The organism is Microcoleus sp. CZ3-B2, assembly GCF_036705055.1.
GTDB lineage: Bacteria > Cyanobacteriota > Cyanobacteriia > Cyanobacteriales > Microcoleaceae > Microcoleus.
In genome coordinates this window covers 1-21,290 of sequence record NZ_JAUBTN010000068.1, presented here as the reverse complement: position 1 = coordinate 21,290, position 21,290 = coordinate 1, and the positions used below count along the sequence as shown (strand labels likewise).

The following is a 21,290-nucleotide window of genomic DNA, read 5'->3' as shown; positions in this document are numbered from 1 at the left end:
TATTTGTTATTAGCTAATGGCAACAACTGCCAACTGCCAACTGCTAACTGCCAACTGCCAAATAACAACTGACTACTAACCATGATGTCACAATTTTGATAGAGGAACTCCCAGCCATCCAGTAAAGTTTTGTTGCTGAATCGCGCTGGGTCGATCGACCGGTACGATCGAATAACGACTCGGACACCCCTCGGCGAGAGTAACAGAACAAGTCCGCAATTCGTCTTGGTGAAACACTGTCACCTCTAACGTGTCACCAGGCTGGTAATCTTTCAGCCTTTCGCCCGCTTGTTCTGCGTTGGCTACCCGAAAACCCGCGATCGCCAGCAACTCGTCTCCAGCATCAATTCCGGCCAACTGCGCCGGAGATTCTGCTTCGACAAATTTAATCATTTCCCGCCCGTTTTCGGTTCCCAAAATCCAACCGATGCGAGGCATTTGGTTAGTTTCACCTACCGAAATTTGCAGCCCGAACGGTTCGAGATATTCGTTGTAAGGCAGCTCTTCTGTGCCGTCTACATACCGCGCAAAAAAGTCGCTCAAATCCCGATCGGCGACGGACTCGATCGCCCTTTGCAACTGTTCGGGAGTAAAGCCGATTTCTGTCGGTCGCGCATCAGAATTTAACTGTCCGTTTGATGTTATCTGCCCCGGCTTTGCCTCTGTTGGCGGCTTCAGGTCAAAATCTTCATTTTCAGCAGAACCACCCTTACCAAACTGCTGCCACATCAAACGCATCACATCATCGAGCGATCGGGCGTTACCGTGCTTGGCTCGAATCAACAAATCAAGCAAAAACGAAACAAGTTCCCCTTTCAAATAATAGGAAATCTGCGAATTGTCGCTATTAGCATCTCTGCGATAAAGTTTAATCCAAGCATCCCAGCTCGATTCGCTTGCCGGCTGCACCTTCCGCCCCGGAGTCGTCTCCAAGCGAGTAATTTCCTTCGATAAATTTTGGAAAAAACCTTTCACATTGTAGAGACCAGAACGAAAAGGAATCACCAAATCGTAATAACTGGTCGTGCCTTCAGAAAACCATAAAGAAGGAGTATAATTTTCTTGTTCATAGTCAAATACTTCGAGAGCTTTCGGTCTAATTCGCTTGACATTCCAGAGGTGAAAAAACTCGTGAGCCACCAATTGAATAAAGCGTTCGTATTTTTCCTTAGCCCGAAAACCAAAACGCGGATAGTTGAGAGTGCAGCTTTCCTTGTGTTCCAATCCACCAAAACCGGAGCCGGACAAATGCAGCAAAAACACATACCGTTCGTAAGGCAAACCGCCAAACATTTCGGCCTCAACTTCAATGACTTTCTTGATATCTTTAATCGCCCGATCCGGTGCTAAATTGCCTTTCCCCCAAACCACTAGCTGGTGGGGTTTTCCCATTACTTCAAAATCGTACACTTCGTGACAGCCAATCTCAAAAGGACTGTCGGCCAGGGTATCAAAATCGGCAGCAGCAAAAGTCATATCCTGCCCGGAAACCGGAGGCAAAGTAGTCACTGTGCGCCATTGGGGCTGCGGCGGTACAGCGGTCACGATGTAGGAGTTGCGCTCAAAACCGGGCAAGAAAAAGCACAAAGCTGCTGGATTGAAATAACCGTGAGTCGAGTCTAAATGATTGGTTCGCACTGTCAGTTCGTTGGCAAAAATCCGGTAGCAAACGGTGACATCTGACACTGAATTTGTCTCGATTTGCCAATGATTTTTGCTTTGCTTGCGCCAAGGTAAAGTTCGTGAAGCAGAGCTATCCCGCAGGGAATCGCCCGTTAGCGAAGACTCCGAAGAGGATCGCGCTCGAAAATCTTGGAGGTGGCGGGCGTACTCTCGAATCAAGTAAGAACCGGGAGTCCAGACAGGCATTTTCAAATCCAGCACCGGCTGCGACCAACCTTGCACGCGCAAAGTCACTTCAAACAGGTGGGATTCGGGATTGGGCATCGCCACCCAATATTGAATTGTCGGTGCTGTTCGCTGCGCGATCGAGTTGCCGGCAGCGGACGAAATATCCAAAGAAGTAACATCAGTCATTGACTTGCCAAATTAATCAAGTGCTTGAGGTTGATCAAATGGATAGTTTGGCGCTCTGGGTCGATTTTGAGCCAGCCTTTACTATCGAGTTTTTCCATAATTTTGCTGGTTTCATCTAAGGTGATATCTGTCACATCAGCTAAGTCTTGATAAGGGATGTTGAAGATATCTTTGCCTTCAGCAGTTTTTTGACCGTAGTTTTCTGCCAGCTCGACTAAAGTATTTGCTAGTTTAACCGCTGGTTGGCGGTTGCTCAGTTGAGAGCGCAGATTGGTTTGGCGGAGCCGCCGCACCATCAGTTGCAGCATCCGGTGGTGCAGTTGCGGATCTTTAAACAGGGTTTGGATAAATCGCTGGGCCGTGACGCTGATCAGTCGCACGGGCGATAGAGCAAGTACGTCATTCGATCGCGGAGATTCGTCAAGAATCGCCATTTCGCCGAAGAAAGCACCCCGCCCTAAAATAGCCATCGATACAGCTCGATCGTTTGAGAGTCGCCGGACTTTGACCCAGCCGGACACGACAAAGTAAATGGCGTTGCCCCAAGAATCCTCCATCACTACAGCTCGGCCTGGGGGATACTCATGTTTGACGGCATTGGATAGCAGCCCTCCCAAGGTTTCTGGGTTAGCACCCTTAAATAGGGGGAACAGCTCACTGAAAGCTTCTGTCTTCATGCAAACTCGCGGAGGTGGGAAATATGATTGAGCCACAGCGAACAGCTAGGGAACGATCGCTGTTAGAGAAAACCAACAATTTGTTGCTGCTACGATAAGATTGACACAAAGCGAACGAGACCGACATCTCAGACACGGTGAAACTTGCTTTTGGTAGCTTATCTAATTGATGATAAGGGTACAGAGGTGCGCTTCACTTAAAATTGGCAGATTCTTTAATTTTAAACGGGTTTACAAAAGTGTCAGTGCCTTTTGAACTTTGCCCAACAGAGATTCTACGTAGTCCGGCCAGCCGATCGCGATCGGCTGCGTGTGAGCCAGAGACTCCGGATCGATCGCGTCTTTAGTCCACCTCAGCGGTTGACCTTGCAAGTCGCAACAAACCAATCCGGCGGCTTTTGCTAGAGCCAGGGGGCCGGCGGTATCCCACACTTTAACTCTGCCGTTGAAATACAGGTACAAACCGGCTCGACCTTGTATGACTTCCATCACTTTTAAGCCAAAACTGCCGAGGGAGTAAAATTCGGCTCCGGGGATGCTTTGGGCGATCGCCCCGCCGTAGTTTTTTTGGTCTTTGTCTCCGAGAATAATTTTACAGTTTTCCGCTGTCGGAGCCTCCGGCTTGCAGGGGGCGATCGGCTGTGCCGCTTCGACTCCGACACTTTGGAACAATCCCCAATCTTTGCCCCCAAAATACATTTTGTCAAAAGCCGGGGCATAGATCCAACCGGCGACTGGTTCGGCCTCAACCAGCAGTCCCACCATCACGGCGTAGTGCTGTTTTCCCTGAATAAATCCCTCCGTCCCGTCGATCGGATCGATGCACCACAGCCGCTGGTAATTGGCCGAGTAAGCTGCTCTGGAGGCGATGTTTTCCTCTGCGATCGTGCCGTCTTCAGGAAACAAAGCGTTAAATGCTGCCGATAATTGTCCGTCTAAGTAGCGATCTATACTCGTCACGTAGTCGTCCGGGCCTTTCTGGCAAACTTCAAAAGGTTGCGCCGCCAGCTTGTAAGCTTCCTGACCGCACTCGCGCATAATGTAGCGAATTTTTAGGTCTTGCTCTGGAGAAATATACATGAGGTTTAAAATAAATGTTTTAGCTAACTTTCAGGATAAAATCTTAGTTCATTTGAATCGATCGACCTCTGTCACTGTTTTTTATTCGTACAGGATTTGATCGCGGGTGTCCTTGAAACCCCCGTTTGCACGAGGTCGATCGGGCAGTTGCTGTACCAGCCCCAGACAGGATTCGCCTCGCAATCTCCTAGGAGAGAATCTTCTGAGGTTAAGTTAATTCGTGCCAGCACCAGTATTATAAGGAGAATATTTTGAAATACCATTTAGCGTTAGGTCGCAAAATAGACCTCGATGGCATTGAACCCTATCCCAACTCGGAAAATGCCCCAGACACGTCCTGCAGGCTCTGAGAGACCGCTAAAATGCCACCGTTTACGCTCCCGACGGCGAGGCGATATCCTCCCTCGACAAACTGCGATCGAAAATTTCTTCCAAACCCGAACATTGGGCCGCCGCGCGCAAATTGTCCGAGCAAGTCAGCAGCGGCGACGTGATATTTTGTACGGGCGAGGACATTGGCATTCCAGTGGCGGCGGTGTGCAGCGCTAAACCAGATCGCCCCAAAATTGTTGTATATTTCCCCAATTATCGATCGGCTGCGCGGCCGAGTCGCCCTGAAACTATTCGGTTTAGCCGACAAAATTGATTTGTTCACCGCCTGCGCCAGCCCTCAAACAAACGGGGACTTGCATACGCCCTGGGATTGCGGACTCAACTGCACTACGAACCAATTTTATATCGGTAAATCGATCGGACATGATATCAAACCCTAGCTTCCTTGTAGCGCAACAAAAATCACGTCACCGGGCGCGCAATCCCCATCATAAATCTGACACGCCTATCATCAGTAAGGTGCGCGCTGCACACCTTACAATTCTTTAAAAAAACCGCACCAAACTATTAAGATTCCCGTCCGCTAGCCCACTTATCCCGCCATTTCACAGTGCCCTCGCTAGCCAAAACCCAGCGGCGACAAACCAGATTTTCTCGCAGCGGCGACTGTCCTTCCCGTAACAGCGCATACTTGTAAGCAATCAACTTCCCCGCACTTTCATCAAAAGGAATTTCCCCAAACCAAGTATTAGTATTAATGTATTCCAGCGGGTAAGCCTTGCTAATATCCCAATTCCCCAATTCAGGACAATCTCCAACCACCACAATTCTTTCCCCAGGCTGAGTTTCAACGCTGTTAAGCTGCGCCCGCACAATAGTTTTCGCTTTAACTCGCTCTCCGACGCGGCTAAAAATCATTACTTCCCGCGCACCAAGCTCTAAATTGTACAGATTCCCATCTTTCACTTCAAACTTGCGGCGCGATAAAACCTCCGTATGCTCTCCATCAGGGAGCTCAGTATCAACCGCTTCAAGCGTCGTAACCGAATCGCCGCGATTCATCGCCACAAACACCACAGAATCCCGATAGCGCCGCACGTAACAATAAATATCAGGAGTTAAATATTTTTGCCACTGACTGCCCATCGAAATAGCAGGATTCAGCCGCCGCAATCCAGACAGCAGCCGCACATCTCGGTAAATCTGGGAGTCACTATCCCACTTTTCCATCATCGGGCGGTTGTAAGGGTCATTTCCCCCTTCTGTATCATCGTGCAGATACTGTTCGGTGCCGTAATAAATGCAGGGAATGCCGCGAGTCGTCATAATTAAACATATCGCCAATTGCAGTATTTGCGGATCGCCATTCAACGACTGAAACCTCGGCATATCGTGATTGTCGATAAACGTGATCAACTCCGTCGCCCCGTAGTAGCGGTGATCCAAATCCAAGACATCTTGGATTAAATGAAATCCACCTTCTGCCCCCTGTCCCAAAGCTTCTCGAATTGCCACGCACAAACCAAAATCTAAAATAGTCATCCCCGACTCGTTGACAAACTCCACAGAACGATCGTTTCTCGGATCGCTGTAAATCCACTCGCCAAAAATGAAAACATCAGGTCTGTGAGTGGTAATGTCAGCATTGAATTCCTGCCAAAACCAAATCGGCATATGCTTGACCGTATCAACCCGCAAAGCATCAACACCTCTGTCCAGCCACTGTTTAATTGCTGACTTAATGTAACTGCGATAGGCAATATTATTTTCATTGAAAGTTGCTAAGCCCGACAGTTCGCAGTTTTGGACTTGCCATTCATCTTCCCAGTTTTTAACTTCGCCGTAGTGGTGATACCAGTTATCTTTATCGTCGTTAAAGTCAGCTATTTTTACGCCGTCGTCGTAGAGTTCCCCTTTCTTGCCACTAAAATCTGGGTTGCTGTGATTGCAGACAATATCGAGGACGAGTTTCATGTTTCGCTGGTGCAACTCGTGTACTAATTTGTCAAATACGGTATCTTTAGTTTCTTGTGTTTGGTTGATTGAAGGATTATCGCCTTTGGCAATAAATCGGGGATTTAGTCGCTTAAAATCTTTGATCCAGTAGCCGTGAATCGCAGCTTGTTCGACAAATAATGCTTCTACTTGCTCGAATAAAGGAGTCAACCACAGTGCGGTAACACCCATGTCTTTTAAGTAATCGAGTTTGTCTATAATTCCCTGCAAATCGCCGCCCCAATATTTTCCCCAGTCTTTGCCTTCGGGATCGTACAGTTCGGGATTTGGGCCTTCGTTATTTTCTGGATCGCCGTCATGAAAGCGATCAACTACAATGAAATAAATTGTTTCTTGGCGAAATTCAATGTCTCTGGTGTAGAGGAATTCTAAATCGAGTTCGCTTTCTGGTTGAACTTCTGCTACCAGAGACTCAATTTTTTCTTCGGGTTTGGTAGTTTCGTATTGAGAGGAAGTTTGAGTGGGAGTGACTGGTGTCATGAGAAATATTTTTTGATTTAGTAAGATTGGTCAGTTATTCGGAGCTAGAGTCGGAGATAGCCTTCTCATCTGACTAACTTTTACTGCATCATACGGAATTTACTGGTTGAATAAAATCTGTCTAAAGACAGATGGTGGAGTCGTCTATAGGTTTGTATTGAGGACTTCAGTCCTCAAAGTTTGATGGTAGTTGTGCAATTCCCTGGTTGATAGCTACGCTTCACGGACTTTTCCCCCTTTTTTTATCCCTTCCGCAAATTTTGGATATCTTCTTTTTTGAGTTTTTTGTGGGGTGGGCAGAAGATCCCGCCTCTATATTCGATTTAAATGCCGATCGACTTTTTCAAGAAACTCCATCAAATGCTTGACGAATTTGGTTGAAATTTTGGTGCGTTCGACATCATTCGCGACGAGGACGACACGCTCTATTTTATCGAACTCAATCCTAACGGACAGTGGTACTGGAGCGAAATTCTCGCGGAAATGCCGAGGGTTCGCGCCATGGTCGAACTCATTGAAAATTTGGCGCTGCAATATCAACAGGATTGCTGAATTCGATCGCGAATTACACATTTTATTGAGATTGCTTTCTCGCAACTATCGAGAATCAACGAACTACAGCCACTTCCTCAACTTCCACTTCAGAATGCTCCACCCGAAACACATTTGCATTCAGATTAGCGACAATTTGTTTCCCCTGCTGCGTCAGTTCCAAATAGCCGATCGCATCTTTGACATAGCTATACACCACATTCCAATAAAACTTAGGATACCCGTCCCGCAAATCCCCCGGATTGCGATATCCCAACACCTGATTTTGACCAGTCTCCTCAAACTCGTAAAACAGCGCAGCCACCTTTTGCAAATATCGCGGATCGCTCAACTGACCGATTAAATCCGCCGCCCGCAGCAAACCCGGATAATTCGCAGTATTTTGATGATCTTCCCCTGCTGGAACCGGGAAACGAGTTAACTCAATATTCCGCTTAACTTCCTCGGCATCAATCAGTCTGTGACCTCCAAAACGCTCTTCAATAAACATTTTTGCGCGATCGACATGATAAGGGGTCAAACTCGCATCCGTCGCCCCCCGAGGCAGTGTTAATTTCAAGTCGCCTATGCCCGTCGCATACAGTCGCAAATCTGTTCTATCTTGCTGACAAACCCCCTTGACGTACCCGATATCGTGGCACAGCAAAGCAATGTGGAAATGCAGCCAATGTTCGCAGCAAACACCACCCTCGCGGATGTGCTTGCCTCGCAGAATTTCTTGTCCTACCAATGTCACTAAAATAGTGTGTTCTACATTGTGGTAAAGAGCATCGCTATTAGCAATATTTTGTAAAGCCATATCGGCTACCCAACCAATAATCTCGCCATAGTCAGATTTGAACCCGCCGTAGGTGTGGCGGTAGCCTTCAATTAGCCGATTTACAAAAGTATTAATCAGCAGTTCAGTTGCGTTAAACATATTCACTTGCTCGAGCAAAAGTAGCTTGTTAAATTATTTATATACTTGTTGTTTTTTTAATGCTACCGTTTGATGTTTTAGTATTTGTCAAAATTAATGCTACACAATAATTTTTATTTTCCACCCTGTGTGTTAGGTGCGCGGCACGCTCGAAACAGCCGATCGCATTTCAAGATTTTTTGAGCGTGTGACGCACCCTAGAACTACTATTGCATAATTAAGATTATTTTTTACTTATCTGCCACGATGAATGCCCGCTCCTATCTAGAGGCATTCACTAATATTATCAAATATAATGGCTTAAATTTGGAATCTCGCAACTAGCAGAGCAATGCACCCGGTAAACAATCGATCTCGACGGGCGATCGAGGTATAACACCCCTCAATCAGCAGTACCGCGTTACATCTTCCCCGCATACGTCAGCCAAAAACGAGAGAGAGCGAAAACGCAACCCCACTAATTCTTCATATACCGGATTGAGTTTGCACATCGGGGGTATGTGGAAAAGATGGTGTCCCCATAGCTGGATATCTCTCTCAAAAGGACACTGTGCGGGTATAAGTTGGCACAACCACCGAGCTACTTGCCGATCGCCCACTGCAATGCCATCCAGCCACCGTCGCGCTGGTTGGACGAGAAACTTGCCAAAACTTAAGTATTGACACCGATTTTTAGGAAAAATACTTGTAGTCGAATTCATGATTGACCTCAGTAGTTATTACCAACAAAAAGCTCTGAATCACTCTTCTCAATCATCAATCAAACCCGCCGTTACGACAGTGACGTGAATAAGTTTTTCCTGTGATACCAAACGCCCTAAAATGTGATATATTAAGTTCATAGTCGTGATTCTAAGTCCGCAAAAATGTGAGACAGATCACTGGGTGCACTCCTTAGGCCGTGTAGCATCACATAGAGCAAAAAAATTATGATATTGTCTAACTCCCTGCATCTGCCTTATCCTACTATTTGCCTGCGAAACATTACCTGCTCAATTTACTAACAGAAGGTTTCAGGCAATGATTCAACAAAATGATAAAAATGCCGACCTTTTTCAACGCCCCCACACAAATACCGTGCTGGAAAAACTCCCTGTAGAAGTTAAAGCTTGGGCCGAAAGTTTACCTTGGAACCAGCGGCGCTACGTCTTGTCCCTTTCTTACATATTGTGCGCCACTACTCCAGACTTGCAAGCAGAATTTTTAGATGACTATACAGCCGACGGCTTAGTCTCAAAAATGTTTGAAGATGTCGATACTCTCCACCGAGTCAAAGAGTATTTAATCAGATTCCAAGTCAAAAAAGAATTGAACGAATCTGATTTGAGAAGCTACATCAAACAATTTTACATCCACTCAGCTCAACAAGCGCGCCGAGAAACCGATCAATATTTAGAATCCGCGCTCCGCTTTGTCTTGAGCACAGAAGAACGCAATAATGTTTTTAACTACATTTTGGGTTTTGAGTTTATTAAAATTGTGTTTCAAATGAGTTGGTTGCAACATGAAAGATTAGCCAGACTGCAAAAAAGTCAGTCGCAGTTTATTGAAAGTTACATCAAGCCGATTCAACACGCCCACAGAATTAATGGCATAATTGTACCGAAAGATGAGAGAATATTTTTTGCCAGACGCACATATTACGTTCAACAGCCCAACATTTCTTACAGAAAACTCATTGAGTTAGTCATGGCCAGTTTTACTACAGAAATGGTGACTCAATGCGGATTTTCCATCAGCCGCCACTCTCAAGCTTTCCAGTTTGACTGCGACTACATTTACGATCCAGAACCGGAAGAAGAAAGATTTCCTACTGACTTGCAATTTATTCATTAGACTGGTTCTATTAATTGTGAATCGGGCATCTTACCCGATCGCGCTTACTGGCTTTTGAGGATTCGTCAAGTGCAGAAAATTAGATCCATTGGATTGACGGTCAAAAATGCCGATCGCTCCCAGGAGTTTTATACCAAAGCACTCTCCTTTGAATTGGTTTCGGATATTACGGTTGAAGGCCAAAATTACAGCGAGATCGAAGGTGTTGATCGGGCAAAAATCCGCATTGTTACTTTGCAGCTTGGAGATGAACAAATTGAGTTGATGGAATATCTGAATGTTGAGGGAAAACCCATTCCCAAAGATTCCCAAAGTAATGACTTGTGGTTTCAACATTTGGCAATTGTAGTCAGTGACATCGATCGCGCCTTTGCACACCTGCGCTCTTTTCCCATTGTCCCCATCTCCACTGCACCCCAAACAATACCGCCGGAAAATCAAGAAGCTGCTGGCGTGCGAGCTTTTAAATTTAAAGATATTGACGGCCACAATTTAGAGCTAATTTGGTTCCCGGAGGACAAAGGACAAGAAAAATGGCATCAAAAGAGCGATCGCTGCTTTTTAGGAATCGATCACAGCGCGATCGCGATTAGCAACACCGAGCAAAGTCTCCACTTTTACCGCGACTTACTGGGAATGCAAATTAAGGGAGGCAGCCTCAACCAAGGCGAAACCCAAGTTCGCCTCGATAATTTGCCACAAGCTAAAGTCAAAATCACCGCACTGCGGCCGATTCAAGGCGGTTTAGGAATTGAACTGTTAGACTATTTAGTTACTCCAAAAGGCCGCCCCATACCGAGGGATTGGAAAAGTTGCGATATTGCTCATATGCAAGTCCAACTAATTGTTAACGATCTCGATCGACTATTGGAAAATTTGCGACAAAATAAAGTTGAGTTGAGCTCGCCGCAGGTCGTGCAATTTGGAGATAATTCCAGTTTTTCCCGCCAAAGTTGCCTCGTCAAAGATCCTGATGGACACGCAATCTTACTGACATCAATTCCGGTTGAACCGGAATGATGTTAACAGTCAACAGTCAACAGTTAACAGTTAACAGTCAACACTCAACAGTCAATTTACTATTCCGATGAAGAGAGGATTTGATATCAGAAACTAAGCTATTTCAAAAGATTGCTAAATTTTAGCCATTAACTAGCTGTATTGTCTTGGCTATCTCCTAACATTTGCATCAATTTTCGGGCGACGACAACGCCCACTACCGCACCGCCAACCCATTTAACCACATCGGCAGTATGAATCGGGTGCAAGTGGCGATCGAAAATTTCATCTTTCAGCCATTCCTCTGTTACTTTAAAATTATGAACTGGAGTCGGCAATAACTCTAAGTAACTACCTTGGCGGATTAAGTGACCGAGTTCTCCGGTTACTTCAAAGCTATTGTAAATGTTAGCCACACTTTCTTCTATCCCAAGTTTTAGCAGCGTTCCCCGCAGGTTAACTTCCGCAGGTTTTAGCTCATTTCCCAAAGCCAGAGCATTCAAATTGTGAGCGATTGCAGCTCCCTGCTGATAAGCAACTTGAGCGGTGGGAGGTAAAGAATTGCCTTGCACTGCTGCACAATCTCCCCCTGCAAAAACTTCAGGAAAATCTAGCAGTTGCAGTGTAGGGTTCACGAAAGGGCGACCGTGTTTGTCTCGCGATTCATCAGAAATTGCTAAACCTTTAATTAGCGAATTAATGTTAGTTCCTGTCGTCCAAATCACTGTACCTGTTGATAAAGTTTTCGCCTGTCCGTGGCGCTGATATTCTACTTCGTTGGGGCGAATAGCTGTCGCTTTTGCCTCCATAATAAATTCTACTGGTACTGTGCGTTTTTGCAGAGCATTTGTCGCAATTTCGCGCAGGTGACTATTAATATCGTTCTCCAGGATTTGCTCGCCGTGATTCAGTAAAACGACCCGCACTTCCTCTGCATTGCCGCCCATTGCAGCATACCAATTTGGCAGTAAATCGCCTAAGGTACCTGCCATTTCCACCCCGGAAGCTCCCGCACCTATGACGGTGACAGTCAGGAATTTGCGGCGCTTTTGGGCATCTTGAATCTGAAGAGCTTGTTGCAAGCAGTCGCGCAGGTGTTTGTCAATGGCGATCGCATCTTCTCCGGTACGCAGAGGGAACGCATTCTCTTGAGCTCCCTCGACTCCAAAATATCCTGTAACGCTACCTAAAGCCAAAACTAAATTGCTGTAATTGTAAGCATCTCCCGATGTTACTTTGACTTCTCGCTGTTGTAAATCAATCGATTGAACGGCATCTTTAACAAAAATTACACCGCTACCTTTTAGCAATTCCTCATAGCGCGGCCAAACTTCTTCTGCACCCATTTCGCCGCTCAAATATTCGTAAAGTAACGGCTTAAAGCAAAAGCGATCCTCTTTTTCGATCAAAATTACAGAACGGGGATAGTGTTGGTGGCTCAAGTGTAACGCTGTAAATAGTCCAGCAAAGCCGCCACCTACAATTACAGTTTGATAGATTGTGTTGTTCATCATACTGTCTGTTTGTTAAATTTGATAATTTTCTGGATGCACTAATTATACAAAAATGCAGCTTGATTCTAACTAACCTCAACTTAGATCCGGTTCGGTCGATTGCGATCGCCAAAATGATTCGCGCGTGCGTCAGTCAGTGTCCGCTCCCTGGGGACAACCCAACTCCGCACGCGCGATCGAATCTGACTGCGGTTAATTGACAGGACATGATATTAGGGTAATTCTTATTCAAAGGTATCTGCCTTAGGAAAGACATAATTTAAAATTATATATTTCCTAAGGCATAAATAAATTTAAGTGGTAATGGCTAGACGCTATAACTAGCATGAGATTCAATTAAAACAATCTCTTGTATAGACTATTTTTATAACAAATTTGACACAAGTTTGTTATCAATTTGACAAAGAGAGTCTATATAATAAATGTCAAATAAATTTTCAAAATGACGGAGAAAAAATATGAGCTTTTCCCCTGAGCTTCTTAAAGGCCAAAAAGCTCTGGTAACGGGCGGAAGTTCTGGCATCGGCGAAGCGATCGCCCGTGCTTTAGCTGCAGCAGGTGCATCTGTTGCAGTCAATTACCACTCGGAAGCTGAAGACGCGCAGAAAATTGTCGAGGATATCAAAGCCGGGGGTGCAGAAGCGATCGCCATTGGTGCCGACGTCAGCAAAGAAGACGAAGTTAAGGCTATGTTCCGTCAGGCGATCGAGGAATTTGGTACCATCGACATCCTGGTTAATAACGCAGGTCTGCAAAAAGATTCGCCCTTGGTAGACATGACACTCGACCACTGGAACCTAGTCATTGGAATCAACCTAACCGGACAGTTTTTGTGTGCTCGCGAAGCTGCCAAAGAATTTATGCGGCGGGGCGTACAACCTCATATTTCTGCGGCGGCGGGCAAAATTATTTGCATGAGTTCAGTACATGAGGTAATTCCTTGGGCGGGTCACGTCAACTATGCTGCTAGTAAAGGCGGTATAAATATGATGATGCGGAGTATTGCCCAAGAACTTGCACCCCATAGAATTCGAGTTAATAGTATTGCGCCAGGGGCAATCAAAACCCCCATCAATACATCAGCATGGAATACACCAGAAGCGGAAGCAAAATTGTTAAAACTTATTCCTTACAATAGAGTGGGAGAAGTAGAAGATATTGCTAAAATGGCTGTTTGGCTCGCTTCTGATGACTCGGATTATGTCTGCGGTGCAACGATGTTTGTGGATGGCGGCATGACTTTGTATCCAGGGTTTGCTGCGGGCGGCTAATCGAGATTATGCAATCAGAAATATGCTCGGATAACTGCAATGGATGCTGAACAGAAACGAATTCAAGAAAACAGCGAAATGAAAGCGCACTGGAACCGCTGGGGTTCTTATTTAAGCGATCGCCAGTGGGGAACAGTCCGCGAAGATTATTCGCCAAACGGTGAGGCTTGGGAGTATTTCCCTCACGATGCTGCGCGATCGCGCGCCTACCGTTGGGGTGAAGATGGATTAGGGGGATTTTGCGATCGCCACGGTCAACTATGCTTCGCCCTAGCAATGTGGAACGGCCGAGATCCGATTTTGAAAGAGCGTTTATTTGGACTTACCAACCGTCAAGGAAATCACGGAGAAGATGTCAAAGAATACTACTTTTATTTAGACAATACCCCAACTCATTCTTATATGCGGTGGCTGTACAAATATCCGCAGCAGGAATATCCCTATACCTTGTTGGTTGAGGAAAATGCCAAGCGCGACAAATGTCAGCCAGAATATGAGTTGATGGATACGGGAATTTTTGAGGGCGATCGCTATTTCGACATCGTTGCTGAATACGCCAAAGCATCCCCAGAAGATATTTGTATTCGGATCAGCGCAACTAACCGAGGTTCAGAAACAGCAACCCTTGACTTATTGCCTACTTTATGGTTTCGCAATACTTGGTCTTGGACGGACAGCAAAAAATCAGCGTATGTGGCTCGATCGGGCGATGGAGTTATCAAAACTAACCATCCAAAATATGGCGATCGCTGGCTATTTTGTCAAGACAATCCTCCCCTATTATTTACAGAAAATGAAACCAACCTACAGCGCCTGTACGGGACAGCTAATACCTCACCTTATGTTAAAGATGCTTTCCACGAATTAATCGTTCGCGATCGCCAAGAAGCTGTCAATCCCGCTCAAATCGGTACTAAAGCCGCCGCCCACTATCACCGGGAAATTGAGCCAGGAGAAACAGCAGTTATTAAACTCAGATTTACTGATGTTTATACCGACAATGCTTTTAGCCAAGAGTTTGCAGACACCTTCATTCAAAGGCAAAAAGAAGCCGATGAATTTTACGAATCGCTAACTCCAAATCTTGAGGAAGATGTCCGCAACGTACAGCGTCAAGCCTTTGCTGGCTTATTGTGGACTAAACAGTTTTACGCCTACGATGTTCGCACTTGGTTGCAAGGCGATCCCGCAGAAGCAATACCACCGGCGCAGCGTTTAAATGGTCGCAATGCTGACTGGCGAAATTTCTATGCAGAAGAAGTCATTTCCATGCCAGATACATGGGAATATCCTTGGTTTGCAGCTTGGGATTTGGCATTTCACTGCATTCCGATCGCCTTAATCGATGCTGACTTTGCCAAGCGGCAATTGCTACAGCTAACTCGCGAGTGGTATATGCACCCAAACGGTCAAATTCCCGCCTATGAATGGGCGTTTGGAGATGTCAACCCGCCCGTGCAAGCTTGGGCGGCCTGGCGAGTTTATAAAATTGAAGAAAAGCGAGTAGGTAAAGGCGATCGGGACTTCCTAGAACGGATGTTTCACAGAATGCTGCTCAACTTTATTTGGTGGGTAAACCGCAAAGATCCTCAAGGTGCAAATTTGTTTCAAGGCGGCTTTTTAGGCTTAGATAATATTGGGGTATTTGACCGCAGCAAACCATTACCAACTGGCGGCTATTTGGAACAAGCAGACGGCACGGCATGGATGGGAATGTTTGCGCTAAATATGTTAGCAATTTCCTTAGAACTTGCCCGCGAAGATCGAGTGTACGCGGACATGGCGCTTAAATTTTTTGAACACTTCCTTCACATAGCCGATGCTGTTAACCATGTCGGTTCCCAAAAAATCGGTTTGTGGGACGATGAAGACGGCTTTTATTACGATGCTCTGTCTCAGGCTAACGGTGAATGTTGCTTGCTCAAAGTGCGCTCAATGGTGGGGATGACGCTACTATTTGCCGTCGATACTTTGGAAACTGAATTATTAGAAACAGTGCCGGGTTTCCAAGAGCAAATGGATTGGTTTCTCAAGAACCGCCCAGAACTAGCAAAGAATATTGCCAGTATGGAAATTCCCGGAGTCGGTGAGCGCAGGCTGCTTTCAATTACCACCGCCGAAAAATTGCAGCGCGTCCTCAAAAAGCTGCTCGATGAAAATGAATTTCTTTCGCCCTACGGCATTCGCTCCCTCTCTCGCTATCATTTAGAACATCCGTTTATCTTTGAGTGGGATGGCATTAAATATCAGGTAGACTATGAGCCTGCTGAGTCTACAACTGATCAATTTGGTGGAAACTCAAACTGGCGCGGGCCGATTTGGTTTCCGTTAAATTTCTTATTAATTGAATCGTTGCAAAAATATTACCATTATTTCGGCGATGACTTCCAAGTAGAATTTCCTACTGGCTCTGAAGTTATGATGAATTTATGGGAAGTTGCCTTGCAATTAGAGCAGCGGCTAAATAGCATTTTTATCATAGGTAAAGATGGTAAAAGACCAGTCTATGGCGGTTTAGAAAAGTTTCAAAACGATCCTCACTGGCACGATTTGATTTTGTTTCACGAATACTTTCACGGCGACAACGGTGCAGGATTGGGCGCGTCTCACCAGACGGGATGGACTGCTGTGGTGGCGAAACTGATCCAGCAAGTGAGCGACAAACCATGAAACTGACAATGTTTTGTTTAAATCGATGTTTAGATATGAAATTGGCAATTTTCAGCAAACCGCATTGCCCTCTAACCATAAAGACAAGATTGGTTTGTAGTGAGGACTTTAGCCCGCAATTATAAGAACTAAATTCCTCACTACGAACCTGTGAATTGTTGATACTTGGTAATTGATTGGATATGATATAGCCTTTCTTAAAAAAGTGAGGTATGCCCTATGCCCTATGCCCGACAGTACCTCATCTTTCTGAGAAAGGCTATATAATTTATTGATGCCGTAAGGACAAAGCAATGCCTGCTCTACCTCTCAATAGCGAAAATCTACCTTATCCCGATCCGCTCCATCCGATTCTTGTCCACTTTGTAATTGCGATGGTAATTTTCTCATTTTTCTGCGACCTTGTTGGATATTTTACTCGCAATCACCGCTTGTTTGAGGTGAGTTTCTGGAACTTGTTTGTGGCGACAGTTTCCATATTCCTAGCTGTGATGTTCGGTCAGTTTGAAGCTGGTTTGGCGCAACCTTACGAGGTGGTTAAACCGGTACTAGATTTGCACACGATTACGGGATGGTCACTGGCGGCAATTCTGGCGGGAATTATGGGTTGGCGCTTTGTAATTCGCAGGCGCAGTCCCTTGAAAGTACCGCCGGCTTATCTGGGGGCGACAACTTTTTTGAGTTGTTTGGTTTTATTTCAAACATATCTGGGAACTCGGCTGGTTTGGGTTTACGGGTTGCACGTAGAGCCGATCGTTGAAGCGACGAAAAGAGGAATTTTGCAATGAATTCGCAACTTGTGCAGCAACTTACCGATCAATTGGGGTTCAAGCTAGGTGCAAATAGACTGCCCTACGAAGTGCCAATTCATCCGAATTTGGTGCATTTTACCCTGGGTTTGTTTATAATTGCCATCTTGTTTGATATAGCAGGAAATCTTTTTCCGTTAGAAAGACCGATTTTGAAATTTTTGGCTGTCCCTGCGCTGCGATCGGGCTTTTATGATGTGGGCTGGTACAATTTGGTCGCAAGTGCGATCGTCACATTTTTTACTGTCGCAGCCGGATTTTTCGAGATTATGCTCGCAGATCCCCCTGCGAATGTCAAGAGTGCGTGGGGGTTGGGTGCAGCGCCGACGATGGTATTGCACGGTTTAGGCGGAGTTTTGCTCTTGGGGGCGATCGTTGCCCTGACCGTGTGGAGGGGGTTTCAGCGCTACCGCTGGCGCAAAGACGCCAGCAGACAAGTGCAGTGGAGCTATTTGCTAGCAGGCGTTGTCATGCTGGGTTTACTATTCGTTCACGGGACGCTCGGAGCACACATGGGAGACCAGTTTGGGATTCACAATACGGCTGCGGGTTTGCTCCGACAGGGATTAAATCCTAGTTCTGCCCTCCAGTAAATAGGTAAATAAATTAAGAGTTTCGACTTAGAATACGCATCTTTTCAAGCAGCAGGAATTTTATGAAAGTTTTCATGAGCTTGCTATTGGCGATCGCGATCGCCTTAGATATGATAGCCAGCCACTGGGTAGGACAGCAGGCCTATTCTTGGATGCCCAGTCAGGGAACCGCAGAAGCCCAACAAGTTGACAATCTGTTTAGCTTCTTGGTGTCTATCGGAACGTTTATTTTTATCGGAATTTCTGCCATTATCCTCTATTCTATCCTCACTTCCCGCGCACCGAAAGGAGACTTCAGCCACGGTCATCCTGCGAGGGGAAATTGGAAAATCGAGGTTCTTTGGGTAGTTGTTCCGGTGTTGTTAGTGATGTGGGTTGCGGCTCAAAGCTACATGATTTATCAAAAAATCAACATCCAAGGTTTGACACCGATCGCCCACTTGCACCTGCCTCTAGAAGAACCTGTTTATGCCGCCGAAAAACCTACGGAAAACAACAACAATTCTAAATTAGTTTCTGAAGAAATTGAGGTAATTGCTAAACAGTGGTCTTGGTCTTTCCGCTATCCGCGCCAGAATGTTACCAGTACAGAATTGCACCTACCAGTCAATCAAAACGTGCGGCTGACATTGCAATCGCTGGATGTTATTCACGGTTTCTACGTTCCTGAATTCCGCATCAAGCAAGATATCATTCCCAACCGCAGTATTAATTTTGTGTTTGCGCCGATCCGAGAAGGCAAATATCGGTTGAGAGATTCTCAATTCAGCGGCACTTACTTTGCCCTGATGGATGCGGATGTGTACGTTGAATCCCCCGCAGCTTACGATCGCTGGCTGACCCAAGCTGCGACACAATCGCCAACTCCTGCAAAGAATCAGGCGGTTTCCGAATACAAAAAGCAAGTGCAGAAAACCAGAAGCAGCTTCTGGCCCACTGTGACACCGGCTCCGCCTCCTGTGGTAAATCATCCCAACTGATCGAACTATTCGGCAAAAAAACAGAATTTGCTCTCGATTAATAACTAAGTAACTGAAAAATGACAAATAACTCGATGGAAAACATAGCCAACGGTGGCGATCGTGAAAGCGATCTCCGCGAAAATCCGATTCCTTGGCGGCGCTACATCAGCTTCAGCAAAGATCACAAAGTTATCGGCATTCAGTACCTAATTACTGCTTTTATCTTCTTTTTAATCGCGGGTTTATTCTCGATGATTATGCGCGCCGAACTGATCTCTCCAGCATTAAATCTAGTCGATCGCCCGCTGTACAATGGCCTGTTCACCATGCACGGGACAATAATGATCTTCCTGTGGGTTTTCCCCTGCATGGTGGGTCTAGGCAACTACCTGGTACCGCTGGCGATCGGGGCGCGGGACATGGCGTTTCCCCTCCTCAATGCCATCTCCTTCTGGATAATTCCCCCCGCAGGCATCCTGCTGATTTCCAGCTTCTTGCTCCCCAGCGGCACCGCCCAGGCTGGCTGGTGGTCTTACCCGCCGGTCAGCATCCAAAACCCGTCAGGCGATTTAATCAACGGCCAACTGATCTGGCTGGTGAGTGTGGCGCTGCTGGGCATCTCGTCGATTATGGGGGGAGTTAACTTCGTAACGACGATCGTCAGAATGCGAGCACCGGGCATGACTTGGTTCCGAATGCCAATCTTTGTGTGGACGGTTTTGAGCGCCCAGTTGCTGCAACTGTTTTGCCTGCCAGCCCTGACAGCGGCTGCGGTGCTGATGTTGTTCGATTTAGCCTTGGGGACAACCTTTTTCGATCCTTTTAACGAAGGTAGCCCGATTCTCTACCAGCACTTATTCTGGTTTTACTCGCACCCTGCAGTTTACGTAATGGCGCTGCCGGCCTTCGGTATTTTCTCGGAGATTTTGCCTGCTTTTTCCCGCAACCCTTTGTTTGGCTATAAATCCGTAGCGGTTGCATCCTTTGCAATTTCTCTACTCAGCATCTTCGTTTGGGTACACCATATGTTCGCCAGCGGCACTCCCGGCTGGATGCGGATGCTGTTCATGTTCTCCACCATGTTAGTCGCCGTGCCGACTGGCGTTAAGGTATTCGCTTGGACTGCTACCGTTTGGGGCGGAAAGCTGCACCTACAAACGCCGATGCTGTTTGCCTTGGGTGGCGTAGTCATGTTTCTGTTCGGCGGCATCACGGGCGTTATGCTGGGGGCAGTGCCTTTTAATCTGCACGTAAATAATACTTATTTTATAGTCGGCCACTTCCACTACATTGTGTTCAACACCATCACAATTGCGATTTTTGGAGCAATTTACTACTGGTTTCCCAAGATGACTGGGCGGATGTACGCCGAGGGCTGGGGCAAAATCCACTTCTGGCTAACTTTTATCGGGGCTAATCTGACTTTCTTTCCGATGCACCCGTTGGGCTTGCAAGGGATGGTGCGCCGGGTTGCTTCCTACGATCCGCAATACCAAGGGTTGAACGTCATTGCCAGTTTGGGGGGATTTCTGCTGGGGGTATCGACGCTGCCTTTTATCGTCAATATGGTGGTTTCCGCGCTGCAGGGCCCGAAAGCAACGGACAATCCTTGGCACGCTACGGGGTTGGAGTGGACTGTTTCTTCGCCGCCGCCTGTTGAGAATTTTGCCCAGATTCCGATTGTGACTTTGCCGCCCTACCACTATGTCGATTCTCCCGATCCGATTACCCAGGCTTCTGCTCAAGATTGACACTCTCCGGCGTGAACGCACGGAGATTCTTAAGAAGCTTTGACACTCTTAAAGGCGCTGTCAAGACACCTCTAGACGTTCAAAACAACTACCTTTTGGTGTTGCAATTACGCTTACTTTTTGCTTTATGCTTTCGTTCGCACTTTTCAACACTCTTGCCAGTTCGGTACGCTCTCCATCCTGCGCTGCTTGGCTGTACCATAGTCTTTCTCAAACAAAAATGTTGAGGGTGTCTTACTGCCCGGAATCTCACCGTTCTAGGAATGGTTTAACACGTAGTTGATACGCCTACTTGTTCCGCATTGTTAAAATTATAACACAGATTACTCGCAGCCTAAAGGCTGCAACTGCGTTTCATCCCCGGCTTATTGACCGGGGTTCTCACGCGACGCGCTATAGCTGCAATTTCAACCGCTGATTTCAGGCGGATCAACACAGATTATAGGCTTTCAAGCTCTCATAGGAGCTGCTGTCGGGCATTGGGCATTGGGCATTGGGAATTGGGAATTGGGAATTGGGCGGAGCGAAGCGGAGGGATTGGGCATTGGGGATAGGGCATTGGGCATTGGGCATTGGGCATACCTCACCACGCGATCGAACCGCCATAACGCAGATATTTTCAATAATTGAGATCGATCGAATGCTAGAGGTATTTTCTTCCTGATGACCAATAACTAATAACTAATAACTAATAACTAATAACTAATAACTAATAACTAACAACTAACAACTAACAACTAACAACTAACAACTAACAACTAACAACTAACAACTAACAACTAACAACTAAC

General features: G+C 46.2%; 16 protein-coding genes. 8 read left to right on the top strand and 8 right to left on the bottom strand.

Annotated elements, in window-relative coordinates:
• Positions 1-87 precede the first annotated feature (87 nt).
• The 7 genes from QUA97_RS23550 to QUA97_RS23520 all read right to left on the bottom strand — a co-directional run bounded on the left by QUA97_RS23550 (position 88) and on the right by QUA97_RS23520 (position 8,795).
• The gene (locus QUA97_RS23550; RefSeq protein ID WP_333196452.1) at positions 88-2,037 is read right to left on the bottom strand and encodes a M61 family metallopeptidase; all 1,950 of its coding nucleotides are present in this window, start codon (positions 2,035-2,037) and stop codon (positions 88-90) included.
• Positions 2,034-2,714: a Crp/Fnr family transcriptional regulator gene (locus QUA97_RS23545; protein WP_333196449.1), complete on the bottom strand. Its 681-nt coding sequence runs from the start codon at positions 2,712-2,714 to the stop codon at positions 2,034-2,036. The genes QUA97_RS23550 and QUA97_RS23545 overlap by 4 nt, the downstream gene beginning before the upstream one ends.
• A gap of 231 nt (positions 2,715-2,945) precedes the next feature.
• Complete coding sequence (locus tag QUA97_RS23540; protein ID WP_333196447.1) at positions 2,946-3,794, bottom strand: 3'(2'),5'-bisphosphate nucleotidase CysQ family protein; 849 nt, start codon at positions 3,792-3,794, stop codon at positions 2,946-2,948.
• Positions 3,795-4,098: 304 nt separating this feature from the next.
• Complete coding sequence (locus tag QUA97_RS23535) at positions 4,099-4,449, bottom strand: hypothetical protein (RefSeq protein ID WP_194065998.1); 351 nt, start codon at positions 4,447-4,449, stop codon at positions 4,099-4,101.
• Positions 4,450-4,694: 245 nt separating this feature from the next.
• Positions 4,695-6,623 carry an alpha-amylase family glycosyl hydrolase gene (locus QUA97_RS23530; RefSeq protein ID WP_194065999.1) on the bottom strand — a complete coding sequence of 643 codons (1,929 nt, stop codon included), beginning with the start codon at positions 6,621-6,623 and terminating at the stop codon, positions 4,695-4,697.
• 607 nt (positions 6,624-7,230) lie between these two features.
• Positions 7,231-8,094, bottom strand: a complete 864-nt coding sequence (locus QUA97_RS23525) for an Npun_R2479 family HD domain-containing metalloprotein (RefSeq protein ID WP_194066000.1) — start codon at positions 8,092-8,094, stop codon at positions 7,231-7,233.
• 386 nt (positions 8,095-8,480) lie between these two features.
• Positions 8,481-8,795 carry a Mo-dependent nitrogenase C-terminal domain-containing protein gene (locus QUA97_RS23520; protein ID WP_194010788.1) on the bottom strand — a complete coding sequence of 105 codons (315 nt, stop codon included), beginning with the start codon at positions 8,793-8,795 and terminating at the stop codon, positions 8,481-8,483.
• 319 nt (positions 8,796-9,114) lie between these two features.
• Here QUA97_RS23520 and QUA97_RS23515 point away from each other — a divergent pair, with 319 nt between their 5' ends.
• Together QUA97_RS23515 and QUA97_RS23510 are read left to right on the top strand one after the other, a co-directional pair.
• Positions 9,115-9,930 carry a cobyrinic acid a,c-diamide synthase gene (locus QUA97_RS23515; RefSeq protein WP_194010787.1) on the top strand — a complete coding sequence of 272 codons (816 nt, stop codon included), beginning with the start codon at positions 9,115-9,117 and terminating at the stop codon, positions 9,928-9,930.
• A gap of 69 nt (positions 9,931-9,999) precedes the next feature.
• Complete coding sequence (locus QUA97_RS23510; protein WP_333196444.1) at positions 10,000-10,950, top strand: VOC family protein; 951 nt, start codon at positions 10,000-10,002, stop codon at positions 10,948-10,950.
• Between the two features lie 128 nt (positions 10,951-11,078).
• Here QUA97_RS23510 and QUA97_RS23505 read toward each other — a convergent pair whose 3' ends face one another.
• On the bottom strand, positions 11,079-12,443 hold the full coding sequence (locus QUA97_RS23505; protein ID WP_228049739.1) for an NAD(P)/FAD-dependent oxidoreductase: 1,365 nt from the start codon (positions 12,441-12,443) through the stop codon (positions 11,079-11,081).
• 458 nt (positions 12,444-12,901) lie between these two features.
• Here QUA97_RS23505 and QUA97_RS23500 point away from each other — a divergent pair, with 458 nt between their 5' ends.
• The 6 genes from QUA97_RS23500 (at position 12,902) to ctaD (ending at position 20,499) form a co-directional block, all read left to right on the top strand.
• A complete protein-coding gene (locus QUA97_RS23500) occupies positions 12,902-13,714 on the top strand; it encodes an SDR family oxidoreductase (protein WP_194066001.1) in 813 nt (270 codons plus the stop codon).
• A gap of 39 nt (positions 13,715-13,753) precedes the next feature.
• Complete coding sequence (locus QUA97_RS23495; protein WP_333196441.1) at positions 13,754-16,384, top strand: MGH1-like glycoside hydrolase domain-containing protein; 2,631 nt, start codon at positions 13,754-13,756, stop codon at positions 16,382-16,384.
• 293 nt (positions 16,385-16,677) lie between these two features.
• Positions 16,678-17,172, top strand: coding sequence for a DUF2231 domain-containing protein (locus QUA97_RS23490; protein ID WP_194066003.1), 495 nt, complete (start codon positions 16,678-16,680; stop codon positions 17,170-17,172).
• A complete protein-coding gene (locus QUA97_RS23485) occupies positions 17,169-17,786 on the top strand; it encodes a DUF2231 domain-containing protein (protein WP_194066004.1) in 618 nt (205 codons plus the stop codon). Before QUA97_RS23490 ends, QUA97_RS23485 begins: the two co-directional genes overlap by 4 nt.
• Positions 17,787-17,848: 62 nt before the next feature.
• Complete coding sequence (locus QUA97_RS23480; RefSeq protein ID WP_333196438.1) at positions 17,849-18,766, top strand: cytochrome c oxidase subunit II; 918 nt, start codon at positions 17,849-17,851, stop codon at positions 18,764-18,766.
• A 59-nt stretch (positions 18,767-18,825) separates the two neighbouring features.
• The gene (gene ctaD, locus QUA97_RS23475) at positions 18,826-20,499 is read left to right on the top strand and encodes a cytochrome c oxidase subunit I (RefSeq protein ID WP_194066006.1); all 1,674 of its coding nucleotides are present in this window, start codon (positions 18,826-18,828) and stop codon (positions 20,497-20,499) included.
• The last annotated feature ends 791 nt before the right edge of the window (positions 20,500-21,290 follow it).

Coding starts and splice junctions, on each gene's coding strand:
- QUA97_RS23480 (WP_333196438.1), top strand. CDS start 17,849: ATGAAAGTTTTCATGAGCTTGCTATTGGCGATCGCGATCGCCTTAGAT.
- QUA97_RS23525 (WP_194066000.1), bottom strand. CDS start 8,094: ATGTTTAACGCAACTGAACTGCTGATTAATACTTTTGTAAATCGGCTA.
- QUA97_RS23495 (WP_333196441.1), top strand. CDS start 13,754: ATGGATGCTGAACAGAAACGAATTCAAGAAAACAGCGAAATGAAAGCG.
- QUA97_RS23540 (WP_333196447.1), bottom strand. CDS start 3,794: ATGTATATTTCTCCAGAGCAAGACCTAAAAATTCGCTACATTATGCGC.
- QUA97_RS23515 (WP_194010787.1), top strand. CDS start 9,115: ATGATTCAACAAAATGATAAAAATGCCGACCTTTTTCAACGCCCCCAC.
- ctaD (WP_194066006.1), top strand. CDS start 18,826: ATGACAAATAACTCGATGGAAAACATAGCCAACGGTGGCGATCGTGAA.
- QUA97_RS23500 (WP_194066001.1), top strand. CDS start 12,902: ATGAGCTTTTCCCCTGAGCTTCTTAAAGGCCAAAAAGCTCTGGTAACG.
- QUA97_RS23485 (WP_194066004.1), top strand. CDS start 17,169: ATGAATTCGCAACTTGTGCAGCAACTTACCGATCAATTGGGGTTCAAG.
- QUA97_RS23520 (WP_194010788.1), bottom strand. CDS start 8,795: ATGAATTCGACTACAAGTATTTTTCCTAAAAATCGGTGTCAATACTTA.
- QUA97_RS23550 (WP_333196452.1), bottom strand. CDS start 2,037: ATGACTGATGTTACTTCTTTGGATATTTCGTCCGCTGCCGGCAACTCG.
- QUA97_RS23530 (WP_194065999.1), bottom strand. CDS start 6,623: ATGACACCAGTCACTCCCACTCAAACTTCCTCTCAATACGAAACTACC.
- QUA97_RS23505 (WP_228049739.1), bottom strand. CDS start 12,443: ATGATGAACAACACAATCTATCAAACTGTAATTGTAGGTGGCGGCTTT.
- QUA97_RS23490 (WP_194066003.1), top strand. CDS start 16,678: ATGCCTGCTCTACCTCTCAATAGCGAAAATCTACCTTATCCCGATCCG.
- QUA97_RS23545 (WP_333196449.1), bottom strand. CDS start 2,714: ATGAAGACAGAAGCTTTCAGTGAGCTGTTCCCCCTATTTAAGGGTGCT.